This window comes from Duganella callida, from assembly GCF_004614165.1.
GTDB lineage: Bacteria > Pseudomonadota > Gammaproteobacteria > Burkholderiales > Burkholderiaceae_D > Rugamonas > Rugamonas callida.
Window position 1 is genome coordinate 43304 of sequence record NZ_SPVG01000185.1, and the last position, 18646, is coordinate 61949.

Annotated in this window: 24 protein-coding genes; 22 read left to right on the top strand and 2 right to left on the bottom strand. The window is 63.2% G+C overall.

The features are described from left to right. Positions 1–3 precede the first annotated feature (3 nt). From truA to E4L98_RS18665, 12 genes are all read left to right on the top strand, one after another. Positions 4–807 carry a tRNA pseudouridine(38-40) synthase TruA gene (gene truA, locus E4L98_RS18610; protein WP_135203044.1) on the top strand — a complete coding sequence of 268 codons (804 nt, stop codon included), beginning with the start codon at positions 4–6 and terminating at the stop codon, positions 805–807. 10 nt (positions 808–817) lie between these two features. Beyond that, complete coding sequence (locus E4L98_RS18615) at positions 818–1519, top strand: phosphoribosylanthranilate isomerase (RefSeq protein WP_135203045.1); 702 nt, start codon at positions 818–820, stop codon at positions 1517–1519. Continuing rightward, positions 1491–2717 carry a tryptophan synthase subunit beta gene (gene trpB, locus E4L98_RS18620; RefSeq protein WP_229257451.1) on the top strand — a complete coding sequence of 409 codons (1227 nt, stop codon included), beginning with the start codon at positions 1491–1493 and terminating at the stop codon, positions 2715–2717. The genes E4L98_RS18615 and trpB overlap by 29 nt, the downstream gene beginning before the upstream one ends. 11 nt (positions 2718–2728) lie before the next feature. Beyond that, positions 2729–3526 carry a tryptophan synthase subunit alpha gene (gene trpA / locus E4L98_RS18625; RefSeq protein ID WP_135203047.1) on the top strand — a complete coding sequence of 266 codons (798 nt, stop codon included), beginning with the start codon at positions 2729–2731 and terminating at the stop codon, positions 3524–3526. A gap of 69 nt (positions 3527–3595) precedes the next feature. Further along, the gene (locus tag E4L98_RS18630) at positions 3596–3844 is read left to right on the top strand and encodes a BrnT family toxin (protein ID WP_135203048.1); all 249 of its coding nucleotides are present in this window, start codon (positions 3596–3598) and stop codon (positions 3842–3844) included. 347 nt (positions 3845–4191) lie between these two features. After that, positions 4192–5064: an acetyl-CoA carboxylase, carboxyltransferase subunit beta gene (gene accD, locus E4L98_RS18635; RefSeq protein ID WP_135203049.1), complete on the top strand. Its 873-nt coding sequence runs from the start codon at positions 4192–4194 to the stop codon at positions 5062–5064. Positions 5065–5142: 78 nt separating this feature from the next. Continuing rightward, positions 5143–6432 (top strand): bifunctional tetrahydrofolate synthase/dihydrofolate synthase, encoded by a 1290-nt coding sequence (folC, locus tag E4L98_RS18640; RefSeq protein ID WP_135203050.1) that lies wholly within the window; start codon positions 5143–5145, stop codon positions 6430–6432. Positions 6433–6453: 21 nt separating this feature from the next. Continuing rightward, positions 6454–7449 (top strand): SPOR domain-containing protein, encoded by a 996-nt coding sequence (locus tag E4L98_RS18645; RefSeq protein ID WP_135203051.1) that lies wholly within the window; start codon positions 6454–6456, stop codon positions 7447–7449. Positions 7450–7467: 18 nt separating this feature from the next. Continuing rightward, a complete protein-coding gene (locus E4L98_RS18650; protein ID WP_135203052.1) occupies positions 7468–7956 on the top strand; it encodes a CvpA family protein in 489 nt (162 codons plus the stop codon). A 38-nt stretch (positions 7957–7994) separates the two neighbouring features. Continuing rightward, positions 7995–9521 (top strand): amidophosphoribosyltransferase, encoded by a 1527-nt coding sequence (purF, locus tag E4L98_RS18655; RefSeq protein WP_135203053.1) that lies wholly within the window; start codon positions 7995–7997, stop codon positions 9519–9521. A gap of 2 nt (positions 9522–9523) precedes the next feature. Next, positions 9524–10768 carry a cystathionine gamma-synthase family protein gene (locus E4L98_RS18660; RefSeq protein ID WP_135203054.1) on the top strand — a complete coding sequence of 415 codons (1245 nt, stop codon included), beginning with the start codon at positions 9524–9526 and terminating at the stop codon, positions 10766–10768. 4 nt (positions 10769–10772) lie between these two features. Then, a complete protein-coding gene (locus E4L98_RS18665; protein WP_135203055.1) occupies positions 10773–11225 on the top strand; it encodes a hypothetical protein in 453 nt (150 codons plus the stop codon). Here E4L98_RS18665 and lexA read toward each other — a convergent pair. Together lexA and E4L98_RS18675 are read right to left on the bottom strand one after the other, a co-directional pair. Then, a complete protein-coding gene (gene lexA, locus E4L98_RS18670) occupies positions 11152–11793 on the bottom strand; it encodes a transcriptional repressor LexA (RefSeq protein WP_135203056.1) in 642 nt (213 codons plus the stop codon). The genes E4L98_RS18665 and lexA overlap by 74 nt on opposite strands. A gap of 93 nt (positions 11794–11886) precedes the next feature. After that, a complete protein-coding gene (locus E4L98_RS18675; RefSeq protein ID WP_135203057.1) occupies positions 11887–12639 on the bottom strand; it encodes a DUF5695 domain-containing protein in 753 nt (250 codons plus the stop codon). A 225-nt stretch (positions 12640–12864) separates the two neighbouring features. Between E4L98_RS18675 and rpsF the strand changes: the two genes are divergently transcribed. The 10 genes from rpsF (at position 12865) to E4L98_RS18720 (ending at position 18606) form a co-directional block, all read left to right on the top strand. After that, positions 12865–13245 carry a 30S ribosomal protein S6 gene (rpsF, locus tag E4L98_RS18680; RefSeq protein WP_135203058.1) on the top strand — a complete coding sequence of 127 codons (381 nt, stop codon included), beginning with the start codon at positions 12865–12867 and terminating at the stop codon, positions 13243–13245. 21 nt (positions 13246–13266) lie between these two features. Next, on the top strand, positions 13267–13572 hold the full coding sequence (priB, locus tag E4L98_RS18685; protein WP_135203059.1) for a primosomal replication protein N: 306 nt from the start codon (positions 13267–13269) through the stop codon (positions 13570–13572). Positions 13573–13587: 15 nt separating this feature from the next. Then, positions 13588–13878, top strand: a complete 291-nt coding sequence (rpsR, locus tag E4L98_RS18690; protein ID WP_072781043.1) for a 30S ribosomal protein S18 — start codon at positions 13588–13590, stop codon at positions 13876–13878. 27 nt (positions 13879–13905) lie between these two features. After that, on the top strand, positions 13906–14358 hold the full coding sequence (gene rplI, locus E4L98_RS18695; RefSeq protein ID WP_135203060.1) for a 50S ribosomal protein L9: 453 nt from the start codon (positions 13906–13908) through the stop codon (positions 14356–14358). A 120-nt stretch (positions 14359–14478) separates the two neighbouring features. Further along, positions 14479–15864 carry a replicative DNA helicase gene (locus E4L98_RS18700; protein WP_135203061.1) on the top strand — a complete coding sequence of 462 codons (1386 nt, stop codon included), beginning with the start codon at positions 14479–14481 and terminating at the stop codon, positions 15862–15864. A 31-nt stretch (positions 15865–15895) separates the two neighbouring features. Further along, positions 15896–16522 carry a DUF47 domain-containing protein gene (locus E4L98_RS18705; RefSeq protein ID WP_135203062.1) on the top strand — a complete coding sequence of 209 codons (627 nt, stop codon included), beginning with the start codon at positions 15896–15898 and terminating at the stop codon, positions 16520–16522. An 18-nt stretch (positions 16523–16540) separates the two neighbouring features. After that, a complete protein-coding gene (locus tag E4L98_RS18710) occupies positions 16541–17551 on the top strand; it encodes an inorganic phosphate transporter (protein ID WP_135203063.1) in 1011 nt (336 codons plus the stop codon). A 96-nt stretch (positions 17552–17647) separates the two neighbouring features. After that, a complete protein-coding gene (locus tag E4L98_RS30785; protein ID WP_229257452.1) occupies positions 17648–17821 on the top strand; it encodes an ORF6N domain-containing protein in 174 nt (57 codons plus the stop codon). Positions 17822–17900: 79 nt separating this feature from the next. After that, a complete protein-coding gene (locus E4L98_RS30790) occupies positions 17901–18176 on the top strand; it encodes a hypothetical protein (RefSeq protein WP_229257453.1) in 276 nt (91 codons plus the stop codon). Positions 18177–18219: 43 nt separating this feature from the next. Further along, entirely contained in the window at positions 18220–18606 is a 387-nt protein-coding gene (locus E4L98_RS18720; protein ID WP_135203064.1) for a hypothetical protein, read from the top strand. The last annotated feature ends 40 nt before the right edge of the window (positions 18607–18646 follow it).

Sequence of the window (18646 nt, forward strand, 5' to 3'; positions counted from 1 at the left end):
GTGGTGAAACGGATCGCGATAGGACTCCAGTACGACGGCCAGGCCTGGCACGGCTACCAGAAGCAGGACCACGGTCTGACCGTGCAGGACAAGCTGGAGCAGGCGATCCTCGCGTTCGCCACCGTGCCGCTGGCCACCACCTGCGCCGGCCGCACCGATGCCGGCGTCCACGCATCCGAACAGGTGGTGCATTTCGATACCGAGCTGACGCGTCTGCCGCACGCCTGGGTGCGCGGCATCAACGCCTTCCTGCCGCCGTCGATCGGCGTGCGCTGGGCCAAGGAACTGGACGGCGATCCGACCGCCGAAAACTTCTTCCATGCCCGCTTCAGCGCGCAGGCGCGCACCTATCATTACGTGCTGTACAACCACCAGGTGCGCTCGCCGCTGCTGAACGGTCGCGCCGGCTTCTACCATCACCCGCTGGACGTCGAACGCATGCGCGCAGCGGTGCGGCCGCTGATCGGCACGCACGACTTCAGCACGTTCCGCGCCGCCCATTGCCAGGCCAAGTCACCGGTCAAGCTGATGCACGACATCCAGATCCGCCGCCAGGGCGACCTGATCATCTTCACGCTGAAGGCCAACGCGTTTTTGCACCACATGGTGCGCAACCTGGTCGGCTCGCTGGTCTACATCGGCCAGGGCCGCGAGGACGTGGGCTGGATGGCCGAGCTGCTGGCGGCGAAAAACCGCCAGCTGGCCGCGCCCACCTTCATGCCGGACGGCCTGTATCTGGCGAAAATCGACTACGATGAAAAATGGGCGCTGCCGCTGGAGACGGCCAGTCAGCTGCCGTGGTTTTAAAGGATAAGCAATGCGCACCCGTATCAAGATCTGCGGCCTGACCCGCGAGCAGGACATCGAGGCCGTGGTGGCCGCCGGCGCGGATGCGATCGGTTTCGTGTTTTATCCCAAGAGCCCGCGCCATGTGACGCCCGAACGCGCGGCCGGGCTGTTGCGCGCGGTGCCGCCGTTCATCTCCACCGTCGGCCTGTTCGTCAACGCCACGCCGGACCAGGTGGCGGCCGCGGTGCGCGTGGCACCCTTGTCGCTGCTGCAGCTGCACGGCGACGAAACGGTGGCCGAAGCCGCCGCCATCGGCGCGGCGGCCGGACGACAGTTCATGAAAGTGTTCCGCGTCAAACCTGACACCACGCCGGCCGAACTGTTAGAATATGAGCAGCAATGCCGCGCCGCCAGTCCCTTGTTCACCAGCCTGTTGCTGGACACATATGTGGATGCCTACGGAGGCGCAGGAAAGGGTTTTGATTGGTCTCTCGTCCCAAAAGAGCTCGCGCCTCGGGTCGTTTTAAGTGGTGGGTTGAGCGTACACAACGCGACTGACGCGGTGGTAGGTGTTCGTCCCTACGCCGTCGACATCAGCTCTGGTGTCGAGGCCGCCAAGGGAATCAAGGATGCCCGCAAGATCGCCGACTTTGTCGCCGCGGTGCGGGCCGCTGATGCCACACTTGAAAGAGAAACCCATCATGAACGCGAAGGCACTGTTCCACGCTAACGATTACGCATTACCCGATGCCAAGGGCCACTTCGGCCCCTACGGCGGCAGCTTCGTCGCCGAAACCCTGACGTACGCGCTGGCCGAACTGAACGAGGCATATGCGCGCTACAGCCAGGATCCCGAATTCCTCGAAGAATTCCGCTACGAGCTCAAGCATTTTGTTGGCCGGCCGTCGCCGATCTACCACGCCAAACGCTGGTCGCAGCAGGTTGGCGGCGCGCAGATCTATTTCAAGCGCGAGGACCTGAACCACACCGGTGCGCACAAGATCAACAACGTGATCGGCCAGGCGCTGCTGGCCAAACGCATGGGCAAGCCGCGCATCATCGCCGAGACCGGCGCCGGCCAGCACGGCGTCGCCACCGCCACCATCTGCGCGCGCTTCGGCCTCGAATGCGTGGTCTACATGGGCAGCGAGGACGTCAAGCGCCAGGCGCAGAACGTCTACCGCATGAAGCTGCTGGGGGCCAAAGTGGTGCCGGTCGAGTCCGGCTCCAAGACCCTGAAGGATGCGCTCAACGAGGCCATGCGTGACTGGGTCACGAATATCGAAAACACTTTCTACATCATCGGCACCGTGGCCGGGCCGCACCCGTATCCGATGCTGGTGCGCGATTTCCAGTCGGTGATCGGCGAGGAATGCCTGGTGCAGATGCCGGAGATGACCGGCCGCCAGCCTGATTACGTGTTGGCCTGCATCGGCGGCGGTTCGAATGCCATGGGCATTTTCTATCCCTACATCGACCAGAAGGAGGTGAAGCTGATCGGCGTGGAAGCGGCCGGCGAGGGGCTGGACGGCGACAAGCACGCGGCTTCGCTGACCAAGGGTTATCCGGGCGTATTGCACGGCAACCGCACCTATCTGTTGCAGGACGAAAATGGCCAGATCATCGAGACGCACTCGGTCTCGGCCGGCCTCGATTACCCGGGCGTGGGGCCGGAACACGCGTACCTGAAGGACATCGGCCGCGCCGAGTACGTGTCGATCACCGATGAGGAAGCGCTGCAGGCGTTCCACGATTGCTGCCATATCGAGGGCATCATCCCGGCGCTGGAATCGTCGCACGCGCTGGCTTACGCGGCCAAGCTGGCGGCCACGCTGCCGCAAGATAAGATTGTATTGGCCAACCTGTCGGGCCGTGGTGACAAGGACATGCATACGGTGGCTGAACGTATGGGTCTGAAATTCAACTGAGGAAAACCGACATGTCCAAGATTGCAGCAACCTTCAGCGCCTTGAAGGCGCAACACAAGACCGCGCTCGTCACTTTCATCACCGCCGGCGATCCGGCGCCGGAACTGACCGTACCGCTGATGCACGCGCTGGTGGCCGGCGGCGCCGACATCATCGAACTGGGCGTGCCGTTTTCCGATCCGATGGCCGAGGGCCCGGTGATCCAGCGCGCCTGCGAACGGGCGCTGGCGCATGGCGTCGGCATCAAGGATGTGTTTGCTTACGTGGCCGAGTTCCGCAAGACCAACCAGACCACGCCGGTGGTGCTGATGGGCTATGCCAATCCGATCGAGCGCATCGGCGCGGACGCGTTCATCGCCCAGTCGCAGGCGGCGGGGGCGGACGGCGCCATCGTGGTCGACTATCCGCCGGAAGAGTGCGAAGACTTCGCGGCGGCCATGCGCGCGGCCGGGCTGGACCTGATCTTCCTGCTGGCGCCGACCTCGACCGAGCAGCGCATCGCCCAGGTCGCCAAGGTCGGCGGCGGCTTCAGCTATTACGTCTCGCTGAAAGGTGTGACCGGCGCCGGCAATATCGATACGGTCGATGTGGCGAATCGCCTGAGCGCGATCCGCAAGCACGTGCAGTTGCCGGTGGGAGTAGGCTTCGGCATCCGCGACGGCGCCACCGCGCGCGCCGTGGCCGAGGTGGCGGACGCCGTGGTGATCGGCAGCCGCATCATCCAGGAAATCGAAACCGCCGGGAAGGACGGCGCGGTCGCCGCCGTGCAAGCCTTCACCGTCTCCATCCGCACCGCCCTCGACGCCTGAGGTCACGCAAATCCCGACTGCTCACCTTGATACATAGTTAAGTACTCGCTATGTTGAAAGGGAGCGGTCGTGCGCTTCACCTGGGATCCCCGCAAGGCCAAAGCCAACCTGCGCAAGCACGGGGTGAGTTTTGAAGAAGCTATTACTGTGTTCGATGACGGCAACGCCGAAGTCGAATTTGATGCGTCCCACTCTGCAAACGAGGACCGATATTTCATCCGCGGTCATAGCGAAAAAGCGCGACGGCTGCTTGTCTGTCACTGCTATCGAGATGGCGGAACCGTGCGAATGATTTCCGCGAGAAAGACTTCTTATTGAAAGGACATCCGATGCGCAAGGTTATATCTAATCCCTACTTTGACGAGCTAAGTAAAGAGATAACATTCCGATTGGATTTTCATTCCGTCGACTATTATCGGAAACTCGGCGAGCCATATGGCTTGTCGGCCGAGGAAATGATATACCGTTACCTGCGGTATATTGCGGGTGCGGGTTACACAATTGATATCAATGAGCCCACACTTTCAGAGCGGCAGAGGTAGTGGTTTTCCTCTAAACAGCCAACTTGGTCATGACGGACTGTCAAAATTATTGTAAGGCAATGTTCGACAGGGGGGCGAGAAACGGCTACACTTCGGCCCACGAGTAAGCTGCAAGGAGAATTTATGAGTTGGTTGGAAAAACTGCTGCCCCCACGTATCCAGCGTTCCGACGCCGGCGCCCGCAAGACCATGCCGGAAGGCCTGTGGGTCAAATGCCCGTCGTGCGAGGCGGTGCTGTATCGTACCGACCTGGAGTCGAATCTGCACGTCTGCCCGAAATGCGACCACCACATGCGCATCCGCGCCCGCGAGCGCCTCGACAGCCTGCTCGACGCCGGCGGCCGTTATGAAATCGGCATGGACACGCTGCCGGTCGATACCCTGAAGTTCAAGGACAGCAAGAAATATCCGGACCGCCTCAAGCAGGCGATGGAAGCCACCGGCGAAACCGACGCGCTGGTCGTCATGGGCGGCTCGATCATGAGCCTGCCGGCTGTGGTGGCGTGCTTCGAATTCGAATTCATGGGCGGCTCCATGGGCTCGGTGGTCGGCGAGCGCTTCGTGCGCGGCGCCCAGGTCGCGCTGGAGCAGAAGGTGCCGTTCATCTGCATCACCGCCACCGGCGGCGCCCGTATGCAGGAAGGTCTGCTGTCGCTGATGCAGATGGCCAAGACCACCGCCATGCTGACCAAGCTGTCGGACAAGAAACTGCCGTTCATCAGCGTGCTGACCGACCCGACCATGGGTGGCGTGTCCGCCTCGTTCGCCTTCATGGGCGACGTGGTGATCGCCGAGCCGAAGGCCCTGATCGGCTTCGCCGGCCCGCGCGTGATCGAGAACACCGTGCGTGAAAAACTGCCGGAAGGCTTCCAGCGTTCGGAATTCCTGGTGCAGAAGGGCGCCGTCGACATGATCGTCGATCGCCGCAAGATGCGCGAGGAAATCGCCCGCCTGCTGGCACTGTTGCAAAATCAGCCAGTGGAAGTGCTGGCTTAATCCAGCCACCGCCCCACGCAACGGCGCGCAATCGGATATCATCCGGCCTGCGCGCCGTTTTTCATTTCAGATTTCATCATGTCGAACCTCCCAACTACTTTGCCCGCCTGGCTGGCCTTGCTCGAATCGCGCCATGCCGAAACCGTCATCAACATGGGCCTGGACCGCGTGCTGGCGGTCAAGGAACGCCTGCAGCTGAGCTTCAGCTGCCCCGTCATCATGGTGGCCGGCACCAACGGCAAGGGGTCGACCTGCGCCATGCTGGAATCGATCCTGATGACCGCCGGCTACAAGGTCGGCCTGTACATCAAGCCGCACTTCCTCGACTTTAACGAGCGCGCCCGCATCAATGGCGACATGGCCAGCGACGAGACGCTGGTGGCCGCCTTCAACGCGGTCGAGGCCGCGCGCGGCGATGTCTCGCTGACCTATTTCGAATTCACCACCCTGGCCATCATGAAGCTGCTGTCGCAGGCCGGCATGGATGTGGTCATCCTGGAGGTGGGCCTGGGCGGACGCCTGGACGCGGTCAACATTGTTGATGCCGACGTGTCCATCGTCACCAGCGTCGATATCGATCATACCGATTACCTCGGCGACACGCGCGAGAAGATCGGCTTCGAGAAGGCTGGCATCTTCCGTCCGGGCAAGACCGCGATCTGCTCCGACCCGATGCCGCCGCAGTCGCTGGTCGACCATGCCAACGCCATCGGCGCCGACCTGTGGCTGATGGGCCGCGATTTCAACTACGCCGGCGACAAGCAGCAATGGAACTACGGCGGCCGCGGCCAGCGCCGCAACGCGCTGGCCTATCCCAGCCTGCGCGGCGCCAACCAGATCCTCAACGCCTGCGCCGCCCTGGCCGCGCTGGAGGCGCTGAAGATCGAGCTGCCGGTCGGCGCGCAGGAAGTGCGCACCGGCCTGGTCACGGTCGAGCTGCCGGGCCGCTTCCAGGTGCTGCCGGGCCGTCCGGCCATCATTCTGGACGTGGCGCACAATCCGCACGCCGCCGCCGCGCTCAACCAGAACCTCGGCAACATGGGTTTCCACCGTTACACCTATGCCGTGTTCGGCTCCATGCACGACAAGGATATCGACGGCGTGATCGCCGCCATGTCCGAGCATGTCGACCACTGGTGCCTGGCCACGCTGCCGTCGCCGCGCTCGGCCTCGGCCTCGGAACTGGCCGCCAAGGTGCAATCGGTGCAGCCCGATCGCGACGAACGCACCATCAATGTGTTCGACGACCCCGGTGCGGCGTACGCAAATGCCGTCAGCCGGGCTGGGGAGGATGATAGAATTGTGGTCTTTGGATCGTTCCTGACCGTCGCCGGCGTCATGGCGGCGCGAAAATCCTCACTTCATTGAACCACAGGACTGAAATCACGCATGGGCTTGTTCTCGAAATTCGGTAAAAACAAGCAAGAAACTGCCGGTCAAGACAGCGGCTACTACACCAGCGCGGATGACCGCGCGTTGTCGGAGCGCGCACGCGCCAAGCGCGCGTCGTCGGCCGAGGGCAACACCAAGCGCCGCACGCGCGAGCGTGAGGAAGATGAAGCCGTGTTGCCTGAAAAGAAACGCGCACGCCGCCGCCTGGTCGGCGCCATCGCGCTGGCGCTGGCGGTCGCGGTCGGCCTGCCGATGGTGCTGGATTCCGAACCCAAGCCGCTGGCCTCCGATATCGAGATCAAGATTCCGTCCAAGGACAAGCCGGCTGACGCCGTGACGCCGCCGCCCGCTGCCGCGGTGCCGGCCGCCGCCGCGCTGGACAGCAAGGAAGAAATCGTCGACGACGTCAAACCGTCCAAGCCGGCCGCCGCCGACCTCGCCGCCGCGCCAGCCAAGGCCGACACCGCCAAGGCCGACACCGCCAAGGCGGACGCCGAGGCCGAAGCCAGGGCCCGCGCCAGGGCGGAAGCCCAGGTCAAGGCCCAGGCCGAGCGCGAACTGAAAGCCAAGGAGGCGGAAGCCCGCAAGGAAGAAGAACGCAAGTTGGCCGACGCCAAGGCCGAAGCCAAACTGAAAGCGGAAAAACAGGAAGCCGAGCGCAAACAGGCGGAAGCGAAGAAAGCCGCCGACAAACCCGCCCCGTCCGCCAAGTCGGAAGATGCACGCGCCCTGGCCATCCTGGAAGGCAAGGGCGCCGCCGCCGACAGCGGCCAGAAATTCGTGCTGCAGGTGGCCGCCCTGAGCGACCAGGGCAAGGTCGATGAACTGCGCGCCAAGCTGAAAAGCGCCGGCATCAGCTCGTTCACGCAGAAGACCCCGTCGGGCGAGATCACCCGCGTGCGCGTGGGGCCGTTCAGCAGCAAGGAAGAAGCGGAAAAAGTGAAAGCCAAGTTGAGCAGCATGGGCCTGAGCGGCCGCCTGGAAACGGTCTGATCACGCTGGCTGCCCGACGTGACGATATTCGATTATCTGGTGATCTTCGTGCTGGCCGCGTCGGTCATCATCAGCATGATGCGCGGCCTGGTCAAGGAGGTGCTGTCGCTGGCCGGCTGGGTGGTGGCCTTCGTGCTGGCCAATGCCTACGCCGCCGCGCTGGCCGTGATGCTGCCGCCGGTGATTCCGGGCGAGGTGCTGCGCCTGATCCTGGCCTTCGTGGCGCTGTTCATCGGCGTGAAGATTTTGGCCGGCCTGCTGGCGATGGTGCTGGGCGCCTTGCTGGATGCCGGCGGCCTGAGCCTGCTGGACCGCGCGGCCGGCGCCGCCTTCGGCTTGTGCAAGGGGCTTGTAATTGTGTTGGCAGCCGTCATCTTGTGCGGGATGACGTCCATGCCGCAGCAGGATTTCTGGAAGCATGCGGTGCTCAGTCCGTACGCCGAGGCTGGTGTGCACGTATTAAAACCGCATCTTCCGGCTGCATTGGCGCAGCATGTGAATTTTTAGATTCGTTAAATCTGTAGTACCTGTCCAGGAGTACCATCATGTGTGGCATCGTCGGCGTCGTTTCCCATCAACCTGTCAACCAACTGCTGTATGACGCGCTGCTGTTGCTGCAGCACCGCGGCCAGGATGCGGCGGGTATCGCGACCAATCACAGCAGTATGTTCGCCATGTACAAGGCCAACGGCCTGGTGCGCGACGTGTTCCGCACCCGTAACATGCGTACGCTGCAAGGCAATTCCGGTATCGGCCACTGCCGCTACCCGACCGCCGGCTCGTCGAGCGAGGAAGAGGCGCAGCCGTTCTACGTCAACGCGCCGTTCGGCATCACGCTGGCGCACAACGGCAACCTGACCAACTGGGAACAGCTGAAGCAGGAGATGTTCGTCAACGACCGCCGCCACATCAACACCGATTCCGACTCGGAAGTGCTGCTGAACGTGCTGGCGCACGAAATTCAGAAGGCCACGGTCGACATCTCGATCGATGCCGACACCATCTTCAAGGCGGTGGCCGTGCTGCACCGCCGGGTGCGCGGCGGCTACGCGGCGGTGGCGCAGATCGCCGGCGTCGGCCTGCTGGCGTTCCGCGATCCGTTCGGTATCCGTCCGCTGTGCCTGGGGGTGAACGAAACCGCGGAAGGCACCGAGTACCTGATCGCCTCGGAATCGGTGGCGCTGGAAGGCATGGGCTTCCGCTTCGTGCGCGACATCGCGCCGGGCGAGGCGGTGTTCATCGATGCCGACAAGAAGCTGCATTCGCGCCAGTGCGCCGACAATCCGTCGCTGAATCCGTGCGTGTTCGAATACGTCTACCTGGCCCGTCCGGACTCGGTGATCGACGGCGCCTCGGTGTACAACACGCGCCTGAAAATGGGCGAGTACCTGGCCGACAAGATCAAGCGTCAGGGCCTGGCCGACGACATCGACGTGGTGATGCCGATTCCGGATTCGTCGCGTCCGGCCGCGATCCAGCTGGCCCTGAAGCTGGGCAAGGAATACCGCGAAGGCTTCATCAAGAACCGCTACATCGGCCGTACCTTCATCATGCCGGGCCAGGCCGCGCGCAAGAAGTCGGTGCGCCAGAAGCTGAACGCGATTCCCGATGAATTCAAGGACAAGGTGGTGCTGCTGGTGGACGACTCGATCGTGCGCGGCACCACCAGCCGCGAGATCGTGCAGATGGCGCGCGACTCGGGCGCCAAGAAAGTGATCTTCGCCTCGGCCGCGCCGCCGGTGATCTACCCGAACGTGTACGGCATCGACATGCCGACCCGCGACGAACTGATCGCGCACGGCCGCACGGTGGAGGAAGTGTGCCGCGAGATCACCGCCGACGCGCTGGTGTATCAGGATCTGGATGCGCTGAAGCGCGCGATTTCGGACGTAAATCCGGCGCTGCAGAATTTCGAGGCATCGTGCTTCGACGGCGTCTACATCACCGGCGACGTCAGCCAGGAGTATCTGGACAAGCTGGAATACGAGCGCCACAATCCGACCAAGGCCAAGGTGCCGGAAGACGCCGTGCGCACCCAGCTGAACCTGACCCGCGCGGCCGCCGAAGCCTGATCATGAGCGAGACCAAAACCTACGGTTTCACCACCACCATTCTGCACGGCGACCGGCAGAAGGGCATCGAGCACGGCTCGCTGCACAAGCCTATCCACACCTCGGTGGCCTTCGGCTACGCCGATGCGCGCCAACTGGCGGCGGTGTTCCAGAGCAAGGAGCCCGGCTTCCGCTACGGCCGCCAGGGCAACCCGACCATCTCGGCGCTGGAAGAGAAGGTCAACCAGATGGAGCAGGGCGTGGGCACGCTGTGCTTCGCCACCGGCATGGGCGCGATCGGCGCGGTGGTGCAGTCGCTGCTGCGCGCCGGCGACCACGTGGTGTCCTCGTCCTTCCTGTTCGGCAACACCAACAGCCTGTGGCAGACCGCCATGAGCCAGGGCATTGGCGTCTCGTTCGTGGACGCCACCGATGTCGCCAATGTCGAAGCGGCGCTCACCGACAACACCCGCATCGTGTTCGTGGAAACCATCGCCAACCCGCGCACCCAGGTGGCGGACCTGAAGCGCATCGGCGAACTGTGCCAGCAGCGCGGCATCCTGTACGTGGTGGACAACACCATGACCACGCCGTATCTGTTCCAGCCGAAGAACGTCGGCGCCGGGCTGGTGGTCAACGCGTTGACCAAGTCGATCGGCGGCCACGGCAATGCGCTGGGCGGCAGTCTGACCGATACCGGCGCCTACGACTGGGCGCGCTATCCGAACATCTACGAGAACTACAAGAAGAACGCGGCGAAGAACTGGGGGCTGGCGCAGATCCGCGCCAAGGGCTTGCGCGACTTCGGCGCCTCGCTGGCGCCCGATGCGGCGCACCACATCGCGGTCGGCGCCGAGACGCTGGCCCTGCGCATGCAGCGCACTACCGCCAACGCCCTGGCGCTGGCCGAGCTGCTGGAGAAGGATGAGCGCGTCGCGGCGGTCCACTATCCGGGACTGCCGTCGCACCCGCAGTACGCGATCAGCAAGGAACTGTTCCGCGCGCCCGGCTCGCTGCTGAGCTTCGAACTGAAGGACGGCCTGGATTGCTTCGACTTCCTCAACCGCCTCAAGCTGGCGATCCCCGCCTCCAACCTGGGCGACAACCGCACCCTGATCATTCCGGTGGCGCACACCATCTTCTACGAGATGGGCGCGCAACGTCGTGCCTCGATGGGCATCGCGGAATCGCTGATACGGGTTTCGGTCGGCATCGAAGACACCGACGACCTGCTCGACGACTTCTGCTGCGCGCTGGAAGGCTGCTGACGCCATGCGCGCGCTGATCGCCACCGGCCTGTTCGCGGCAAGCGCCGCGGCCCAGACCGGCGATCACCGCGCCGACGTCGCTTACTACACCCAGCGTTACGACGGCGCCGACATCGCGCTGTCGCACTTTCACTGCGGCGCCGCCAGCGCCGTGCGCACGGCCGACGAGCGCAGTGCCTGGCTCGCATGCTACGGGCGCTTTACCGCCAACTACCAGGCCGCCTTGCCGGTCGGCCGCAGCATTCCCGCCGAGGTGGCGGACGCGATGAGCGATGCCGAGCTGGCGCAGGCGCAAAAACGGATGAGTGAAGTGTTTGTGCAGATCGCACAGGAGGCACGCCTGCAGGCCGGACTGGTCTTGCAGGCGCAGGGGAACGGTGCGCTTAGTGCCAGGTCCGCATCAGACCGACCGCCAAGCCTTCCAGTGCAAACTCATCCGCCTGAGGATCGACCGTGATCACCTTGAAGTCCGGGTTTTCCGGCAGCAGCTCGACGGTGGAACCGGTCTTGCGGTAACGCTTGACCGTCACCTCGCTGCCGATGCGGGCCACCACGATCTGGCCGTTCTTGGCGCTGTCCACCTTTTTCACGGCCAGCAGGTCGCCGTCCATGATGCCGGCGTCGCGCATCGACTCGCCGCGCACCTTCAGCAGGTAGTCGGGCTTGGCGGAGAACATGGCCGGATCGACGTTGTAGCTGGCCTCCAGGTTTTCCTGCGCCAGGATAGGCGAGCCGGCGGCCACGCGGCCGATCAGCGGCAGCGACATCATCATCACCGCGGCCGGCACCTTCGGTGTGGCCGGCTCGGCATGCACGCCCAGCAGGCGGATGCCGCGCGACGTGCCGGCGGCGATCTCGATCGCGCCCTTGCGCGCCAGCGCCTGCAGGTGCTCCTCGGCGGCGTTGGCGGACTTGAAGCCCAGTTCATTGGCGATCTCGGCGCGGGTCGGCGGGAAGCCGGTATTTTCGATGGCGTCCTTGATCAGATTCAGGATTTGTTCCTGACGGGCGGTGAGCTTGAGCATGTCGTTGAGCCTGTGTTTAAAGACAGTCTGTATTTTTGTACAGTATGGGGCGAAATGCAAGGGAATTTGTTGCTCAGCGCGAAATAAATTCATCTATCTGACCAGGAAGCGCACGCCGATGCTGCGCTTGGCGCCCGGCGCCAGCGTGAAGCCGTCGGTGACCCAGGAGGCATAGTCCTCGTTGGGCGCGATTTTGGACGCCGGCGGCGCCCAGCTGGTCAGTGGCGTCTTGCCGTCCGGCTCGACGCGCAGGACGGGCGGCTGCTGATCCAGGCGGGTCACCGTCACCGAGCTGTTGTCGCCGACGCGCGGATGCACGGCGCTGGCGCCTTCCTGCGAGGCGCGGCCGGCCAGGATGTAGTCGAACACCATCGGCATGGCCGGCGCCGCCACCTCCACGCGCTGGCGGCTGATGTTGGTGAGGGTGAAACGCAGTACCAGCGCGCCGCGTTCGACCAGCCAGCGCCGTTCGATTTTGAGCGGCAGGCCGGCGCCCATGGTCGGCGACATGTCGGCCGCCGCCAGCGTGCGCGTCAGCAGCTCGGGCCGCACCGGCTTGCGGGCCGCGAACGACGACCAGTTGTGCCACTCGCCGCCCGGCAGGCGCGTGCGCAGCGTCAGATCGCCGAGGTGGGCGTAGCCGTCGGCCTGGCGCTCCTCCTCGCGTGGTCCGGGCGTGAAATCGAAGCTGGGATCGCTGACCGGCACCAGTCTGGCGAGCGTCTGGGTGTCGGTGCGCAGCGCGAACAACAGCTGCGGCGTGCTGTACGCCTTGGTCTCGATCGGCGCGGCGACGGCCGCCACGCTCAGGGCCGCCAGCAGCGGCAGGGCAAACAACGATTTCATAGGCAATCCTGTCAAAAACACCATGCTACCAATCCGGGGTCAGTTCTGCCAATCGCACACAAGCTCAACCGTGCACCCTTCTACAGCCGGGGCCGTGTGCGATTGGCAGAACTGACCCCGGATTGTGTTTCGGCGGGAAAGGTGGTATAGTCGCGGGCTTACCTCTTCCCACACCTGTCTTGACGCCAGGGTGGGCTAATCATCAAGTCCTTAAGGGAGTTATACATGCGTCACTACGAAATCGTATTTATCGTCCATCCGGACCAAAGCGAGCAAGTGCCCGCCATGATCGAGCGTTACAAGAACACCGTAACGACCCGCGGCGGCAACGTGCACCGCGTCGAAGACTGGGGCCGCCGTCAAATGGCTTACCCAATCCAGAAGCTGGCCAAGGCTCACTACATCTGCCTGAACATCGAAGCCGACAACGAAACGCTGGTTGAGCTGGAAACCGCATTCAAATTCAATGATGCCGTTCTGCGTCACCTGACCGTCAAGATGAAGAAAGCGGAAACCGCTCCTTCGCCGATGATGAAGTCGGTACAACGCGAAGATGCCGCCAAGTCGCATCGCGCCGAAGCTGCCGCCGCTGCGCCAGCCGCTTAATTGTTCTGAGAAGGAACCGAGCTGAACCAGCTCCAGTTCATCGCCCTCATCGCCGAACGGGATGCCATACGTTACACCCCGGCCGGTATGCCGATCGTGAATGCTGTTCTGCAGCACCGGTCGCAGCAGGTGGAGGCGGGCATCGCCAGGTTGACCGAGTTTGAAGTGTCCGCGATCGCCGCGGGCGAGATTTCAAGCCGCTTCAGTCAGGCGCCGCTGGGAGGTGCGTACCAGTTCACCGGTTTCCTCAACAAGAAAAGCCGCAATAGCAAAAGCCTGGTGTTTCACATCATTGATTTTAGTGCTGTCCGAGACAGCTCAATTTAAATACAGGAGCCTGACATGGCATTCGGTAAAAAGTTCGACAAAAACAAGCTCAAGCTGAAAGAAAAGCGCAAGCAACAAAACCCTCTGTTCAAGCGCAAGAAGTTCTGCCGCTTCACCGCCGCTGGCGTTGAACAGGTTGACTACAAGGACGTCGACACCCTGAAGGACTTCATCCAGGAAAACGGCAAGATCATGCCAGCACGTCTGACCGGCACCAAAGCGCACTACCAGCGTCAAGTTGACACCGCGATCAAACGCGCCCGTTACCTGGCCCTGCTGCCGTACACCGATCTGCACAACGCCTAATCGCGGCAGAGAACCTGGAGAAGAACTATGCAAATCATTCTGTTGGAAAAAGTTGTCAACCTGGGCAACCTGGGTGAAGTCGTTAAGGTCAAGGACGGCTACGCACGTAACTTCCTGATTCCTCAAAAGAAAGCACGCCGCGCCACCGCGGCTGCGATCGAGGAATTCGAAGCCAAGCGCGCCGAACTGGAAAAAGCTGCCGCCGCCAAGCTGGCCGCCGCGCAAGCCCAGGGCGAAAAGCTGAACGGCATGACCGTGACCGTGTCGCAGAAAGCCGGCGTCGATGGCCGTCTGTTCGGTTCGGTAACCAACTTCGACATCGCTGAAGCGCTGACCAAAGCCGGCTTCGCCGTCGAAAAAGCCGCTGTGCGTCTGCCGACCGGTCCGCTGAAGACCACCGGCGAATTCCCGGTCAGCGTTGCGCTGCACACCGACGTGATCGCGGAAGTGACCGTATCGGTTGTAGGCGAAGCTGCCTAAGACTGGTTCTGGCGGTAACGCCGGACTGGTTTGCAACACCACTTGAAGAAAGCCGGGCTGCGCCCCGGCTTTTTTCTCGTTATGAATCTTTAGCTGGCACAAGCAGGTATAATTCGCGCCATGAACGCCCCCTCCGATCCGCAAATCGAGTCGCTCCGCGTCCCGCCGCATTCCATCGAAGCAGAGCAGTCCGTCATCGGCGGCCTGCTGCGCGACAATGCCGCGTTCGACCGCATCGCCGACATGATGCAGCCGGAAGATTTCTACCGCTACGACCACCGCATCATCTTCGAGCAGATCGTGCGCATGATCAACGGCTCCAAGCCGGCCGACGTGGTCACCGTCTATGAGACGCTGGCCCAGCTGGGCAAGGCCGAGGACGTCGGCGGCCTGTCGTACCTGAACGCGATGGCGCAGAACACGCCGTCCGCCGCCAACATCCGCCGCTATGCCGAAATCGTGCGCGACCGCTCGGTGCTGCGCCAGCTGATCACCGTGGCCGACGACATCTCGGGCCAGGCATTCAGCCCGCAGGGCAAGGAAACCAAGGAAATCCTCGACGAGGCCGAATCGCGCATCTTCGCCATCGCCGAGCAGGGCGCGCGCGGCGCCGCCGGCTGGCTGGCGGTGCAGCCGCTGCTGACCCAGGTGGTCGAGCGTATCGACGAGCTGTACTCGCGCGACAACCAGTCCGAAATCACCGGCGTGCCGACCGGCTTCATCGACCTCGACCGCATGACCTCGGGCCTGCAACCGGGCGACCTGGTCATCGTGGCCGGCCGCCCGTCGATGGGCAAGACCGCATTTTCGGTCAACATCGGCGAAAACGTCGCCATCGAAGCGGGTCTGCCGGTGGCGATCTTCTCGATGGAGATGGGCGGCGCGCAGCTGGCGATGCGTATGCTGGGCTCGGTCGGGCAGCTGGACCAGCACCGCCTGCGCACCGGTCGCCTGAACGACGAGGACTGGCCGCGCCTGACGCACGCGATCCAGAAAATGAACGATGCTCAGGTGTTCATCGACGAGACGCCGGCGCTGAACCCGATCGAGATGCGCGCGCGCGCGCGACGGCTGGCGCGCCAGTGCGGCAAGCTGGGCCTGATCATCGTCGACTACCTGCAGCTGATGCAGGGTTCCAAGCCGGGCGACAACCGCGCCTCCGAGATCTCGGAGATTTCGCGTTCGCTGAAGGGCCTGGCCAAGGAGCTGGGCTGCCCGGTGATCGCGCTGTCGCAGCTGAACCGCTCGCTGGAACAACGCCCGAACAAACGTCCCGTCATGTCCGACCTGCGCGAATCCGGCGCTATCGAGCAGGACGCGGACGTCATCATCTTCCTGTACCGCGACGAGGTGTACAACCCCGATTCGCCGGACAAAGGAACCGCCGAGATCATTATCGGTAAGCAGCGTAACGGTCCGATCGGCGCGGTGCGCCTGACCTGGATCGGCGCGTACACCAAGTTTGGCAACTACGTCGGCAACCTGTCCATCTATCAGGGCGACTAAGGTTGCAGCAGTAAATCAACGGAGAAAAAAAATGTTTGGACGCTTGATGCCCACCGAGGGCAAATTCTTTGACCTGTTCAATCAGCACGCGGAGCTGTGCGTCAAAGGCGCGAAAGAAATGGTGGGCCTGATGTCCAATTTCGACGACCTGGAGAACCGCACCCACGCCATCGAGAGCATCGAGAAGCAGGCCGACAAGATCACCTACGCCACGGTGGACCTGCTGCACAAGACTTTCATCACGCCGATCGACCGCGACGACATCCACAAGCTGATCACCCGCCAGGACGACATCCTCGACCTGCTGGAAGACGCCGCGCAGACCGTGTCGCTGTACGACCTGCATTCGGTCACGCCGGAGGCCAAGCGCCTGGCCGAGCTGGTGCTGGCCTGCGCCGAGAAGGTCAAGGAAGCGGTGGCGCTGCTGCACAACATGGACAACGCGCGCCAGATCGTCAGCATCTGCGAAGAGATCGACCGCCTGGAGTCGGACGCCGACCACGTGATGCGCGCCGCCATGTCCAAACTGTTCCGCGACGAGCCGGACGTGCGCAACCTGATCAAGATGAAGGCGATCTACGAAATTCTGGAAACCGTCACCGACCGTTGCGAGGATGTGGCCAACATCATCGAAGGCATCATCGTCGAAAACGCGTAATCGAGAGCGGTACAGAACATGCATACCTTACAAATCAGTATCTACGTCCTGGGGCTGTTGATTTTCCTGGCGTTGATATTTGACTTCATGAACGGCTTCCACGACGCCGCCAACGCGATCGCGACCGTGGTCTCGACCGGCGTGCTGAAACCGCAGACGGCGGTGGCGATGGCGGCGCTGTTCAATTTCGTCGCCATCTTCGTGGTCGGCCTGCACGTGGCTGGCACGGTGGGCAAGGGCACCATCGATCCCGGCATCGTCGACCAGTACGTGATCTTCGGCGCGCTGAGCGGGGCCATCGTGTGGAACCTGTTCACCTGGTATTACGGCATTCCGTCCTCGTCCTCGCACGCGCTGATCGGCGGCCTGGTGGGCGCGGCGGTGGCCAAGTCGGGTACCAGCGCGCTGGTCGGCGGCGGCCTGTGGAAGACCGTGCAGTGGATCGTGCTGTCGCCACTGATGGGCTTCGTGTTCGGCTCCATCATCATGCTGATCGTGTCGTGGATCTTCGTGCGCTCGACCCCGCGCCGCGTGGACAAATGGTTCCGCCGCCTGCAGTTGCTGTCGGCCGCGTCGTACAGCCTGGGGCACGGCGGCAACGACGCGCAGAAGACCATCGGCATCATCTGGATGCTGCTGATCGCGGTTGGCCAGGTGCCGGCGGACGGCGCCGAGCCGCCGCTGTGGGTCATCGTGGCCTGCTATGGCGCGATCTCGTTCGGCACCCTGTTCGGCGGCTGGCGCATCGTCAAGACCATGGGCCAGAAGATCACCAAGCTGAAGCCGGTGGGCGGCTTCTGCGCCGAGAGCGGCGGCGCGCTGACCCTGCTGATCGCCTCGCACTTCGGCGTGCCGGTATCGACCACCCACACCATCACCGGCGCGATCGTCGGCGTCGGCTCGGCGCAGAAGATGTCGGCGGTGCGCTGGGGCGTGGCCGGCAACATCGTCTGGGCCTGGATCTTCACCATCCCCGCCTCGGCCTTCGTGGCCGCGCTGGCGTGGTGGGTCGGACACCACATCATGTAAAGCAAGGGCGCCCCGTCGCCCTTTTTTATTGGGCTTGATATGCCGCAAACCGGCGGCCCGGGCACCGGTGTTTGATGGGTCTTCCAGGAGGAGATCATGGATAACGCCGACATGCCGTGGGAATCGATCGCGCAGCGCATTTTGATATTGCGTGGCCAAAAGGTTTTGCTGGATTCTGATTTGGCTGTTTTGTACGGGGTGGAAACTAAACGGCTTAACGAACAGGTGCGCCGCAATCGCGAGCGCTTCCCATGCCGAAGAGCTCGCTAGTTTGAGGTCGCATTTTGCGACCTCAAACCGCGGCGGACGCCGATATGTTCCGCTGGCATTTACGGAGCATGGTGCAATCATGGTGGCTACGGTATTGAAATCCCCCAGAGCGGCAGAAGTTTCGGTTTATGTGGTTCGCGCCTTTGTGCAACTGCGCGGACTGTTGGCAAGCCACCAGGAGCTGGCGCAAAAGCTGGCCGAGCTGGAGGCGACCACCGCCAATCTGTCGGCCAGGCACGAATCATTCGCCCGGCAGCTGGCGCAGGTAATTGAAGCCATCCGCTTGCTGACCGCCGCGCCGCCCGTGTCTGAAAAGCGGCCGATAGGCTACCTGGTCGACCACGGCAAACCATAATTGTCGGGCTGCGTTAAAATCGGCACTCATCTTGAGGGAGTAAATGATGGCGATCGATTTCGCGAGCCTGCGGCAATTGGCCGAGCAATCAGCGGCGACTAGCAAACCATGCAGCTGCGCCGATGCGCGCATGCTGGCCTGGCAGCCCATGCCGCTGGCGCTGGAACTGGAGCTGGAGCAGTTTGAAGAAGTCGGCACGCTGGTGGAAGACCCGTTCGACGAGCCGACCTTCAAGGAATACCATCCCGGCGCCACCCGCCTCGACAGCGACGACGCCCCGATCGCGCCGCGCTACTATCCCGCCAACCGCAGCCAGCTGCTGCGCTGCGTAAAATGCGGCCGCCACTACCTGCGCTACACCGAGGGCGGCGGCTACTTCACCGAGCTACGCATCCGCGCCCTGCAGCCGCACCTGCTGGCGGATGCCTGAAGAGTCGGCTCTGACCCCGATGGGCTATTGCTACGCTGCC

Bases quoted from the DNA above. Each gene is read 5' to 3' on its own strand.
- E4L98_RS18720 (WP_135203064.1), top strand. From the start codon at position 18,220: ATGATGGCGATCGATTTCGCGAGCCTGCGGCAATTGGCCGAGCAATCA.
- E4L98_RS18675 (WP_135203057.1), bottom strand. From the start codon at position 12,639: ATGAAATCGTTGTTTGCCCTGCCGCTGCTGGCGGCCCTGAGCGTGGCG.
- E4L98_RS18710 (WP_135203063.1), top strand. From the start codon at position 16,541: ATGCATACCTTACAAATCAGTATCTACGTCCTGGGGCTGTTGATTTTC.
- trpA (WP_135203047.1), top strand. From the start codon at position 2,729: ATGTCCAAGATTGCAGCAACCTTCAGCGCCTTGAAGGCGCAACACAAG.
- E4L98_RS18615 (WP_135203045.1), top strand. From the start codon at position 818: ATGCGCACCCGTATCAAGATCTGCGGCCTGACCCGCGAGCAGGACATC.
- rpsR (WP_072781043.1), top strand. From the start codon at position 13,588: ATGGCATTCGGTAAAAAGTTCGACAAAAACAAGCTCAAGCTGAAAGAA.
- accD (WP_135203049.1), top strand. From the start codon at position 4,192: ATGAGTTGGTTGGAAAAACTGCTGCCCCCACGTATCCAGCGTTCCGAC.
- E4L98_RS18700 (WP_135203061.1), top strand. From the start codon at position 14,479: ATGAACGCCCCCTCCGATCCGCAAATCGAGTCGCTCCGCGTCCCGCCG.
- E4L98_RS18705 (WP_135203062.1), top strand. From the start codon at position 15,896: ATGTTTGGACGCTTGATGCCCACCGAGGGCAAATTCTTTGACCTGTTC.
- rplI (WP_135203060.1), top strand. From the start codon at position 13,906: ATGCAAATCATTCTGTTGGAAAAAGTTGTCAACCTGGGCAACCTGGGT.
- E4L98_RS18660 (WP_135203054.1), top strand. From the start codon at position 9,524: ATGAGCGAGACCAAAACCTACGGTTTCACCACCACCATTCTGCACGGC.
- folC (WP_135203050.1), top strand. From the start codon at position 5,143: ATGTCGAACCTCCCAACTACTTTGCCCGCCTGGCTGGCCTTGCTCGAA.
- E4L98_RS18645 (WP_135203051.1), top strand. From the start codon at position 6,454: ATGGGCTTGTTCTCGAAATTCGGTAAAAACAAGCAAGAAACTGCCGGT.
- E4L98_RS30790 (WP_229257453.1), top strand. From the start codon at position 17,901: ATGGTGGCTACGGTATTGAAATCCCCCAGAGCGGCAGAAGTTTCGGTT.
- lexA (WP_135203056.1), bottom strand. From the start codon at position 11,793: ATGCTCAAGCTCACCGCCCGTCAGGAACAAATCCTGAATCTGATCAAG.
- E4L98_RS30785 (WP_229257452.1), top strand. From the start codon at position 17,648: ATGGATAACGCCGACATGCCGTGGGAATCGATCGCGCAGCGCATTTTG.
- rpsF (WP_135203058.1), top strand. From the start codon at position 12,865: ATGCGTCACTACGAAATCGTATTTATCGTCCATCCGGACCAAAGCGAG.
- trpB (WP_229257451.1), top strand. From the start codon at position 1,491: ATGAACGCGAAGGCACTGTTCCACGCTAACGATTACGCATTACCCGAT.
- E4L98_RS18665 (WP_135203055.1), top strand. From the start codon at position 10,773: ATGCGCGCGCTGATCGCCACCGGCCTGTTCGCGGCAAGCGCCGCGGCC.
- purF (WP_135203053.1), top strand. From the start codon at position 7,995: ATGTGTGGCATCGTCGGCGTCGTTTCCCATCAACCTGTCAACCAACTG.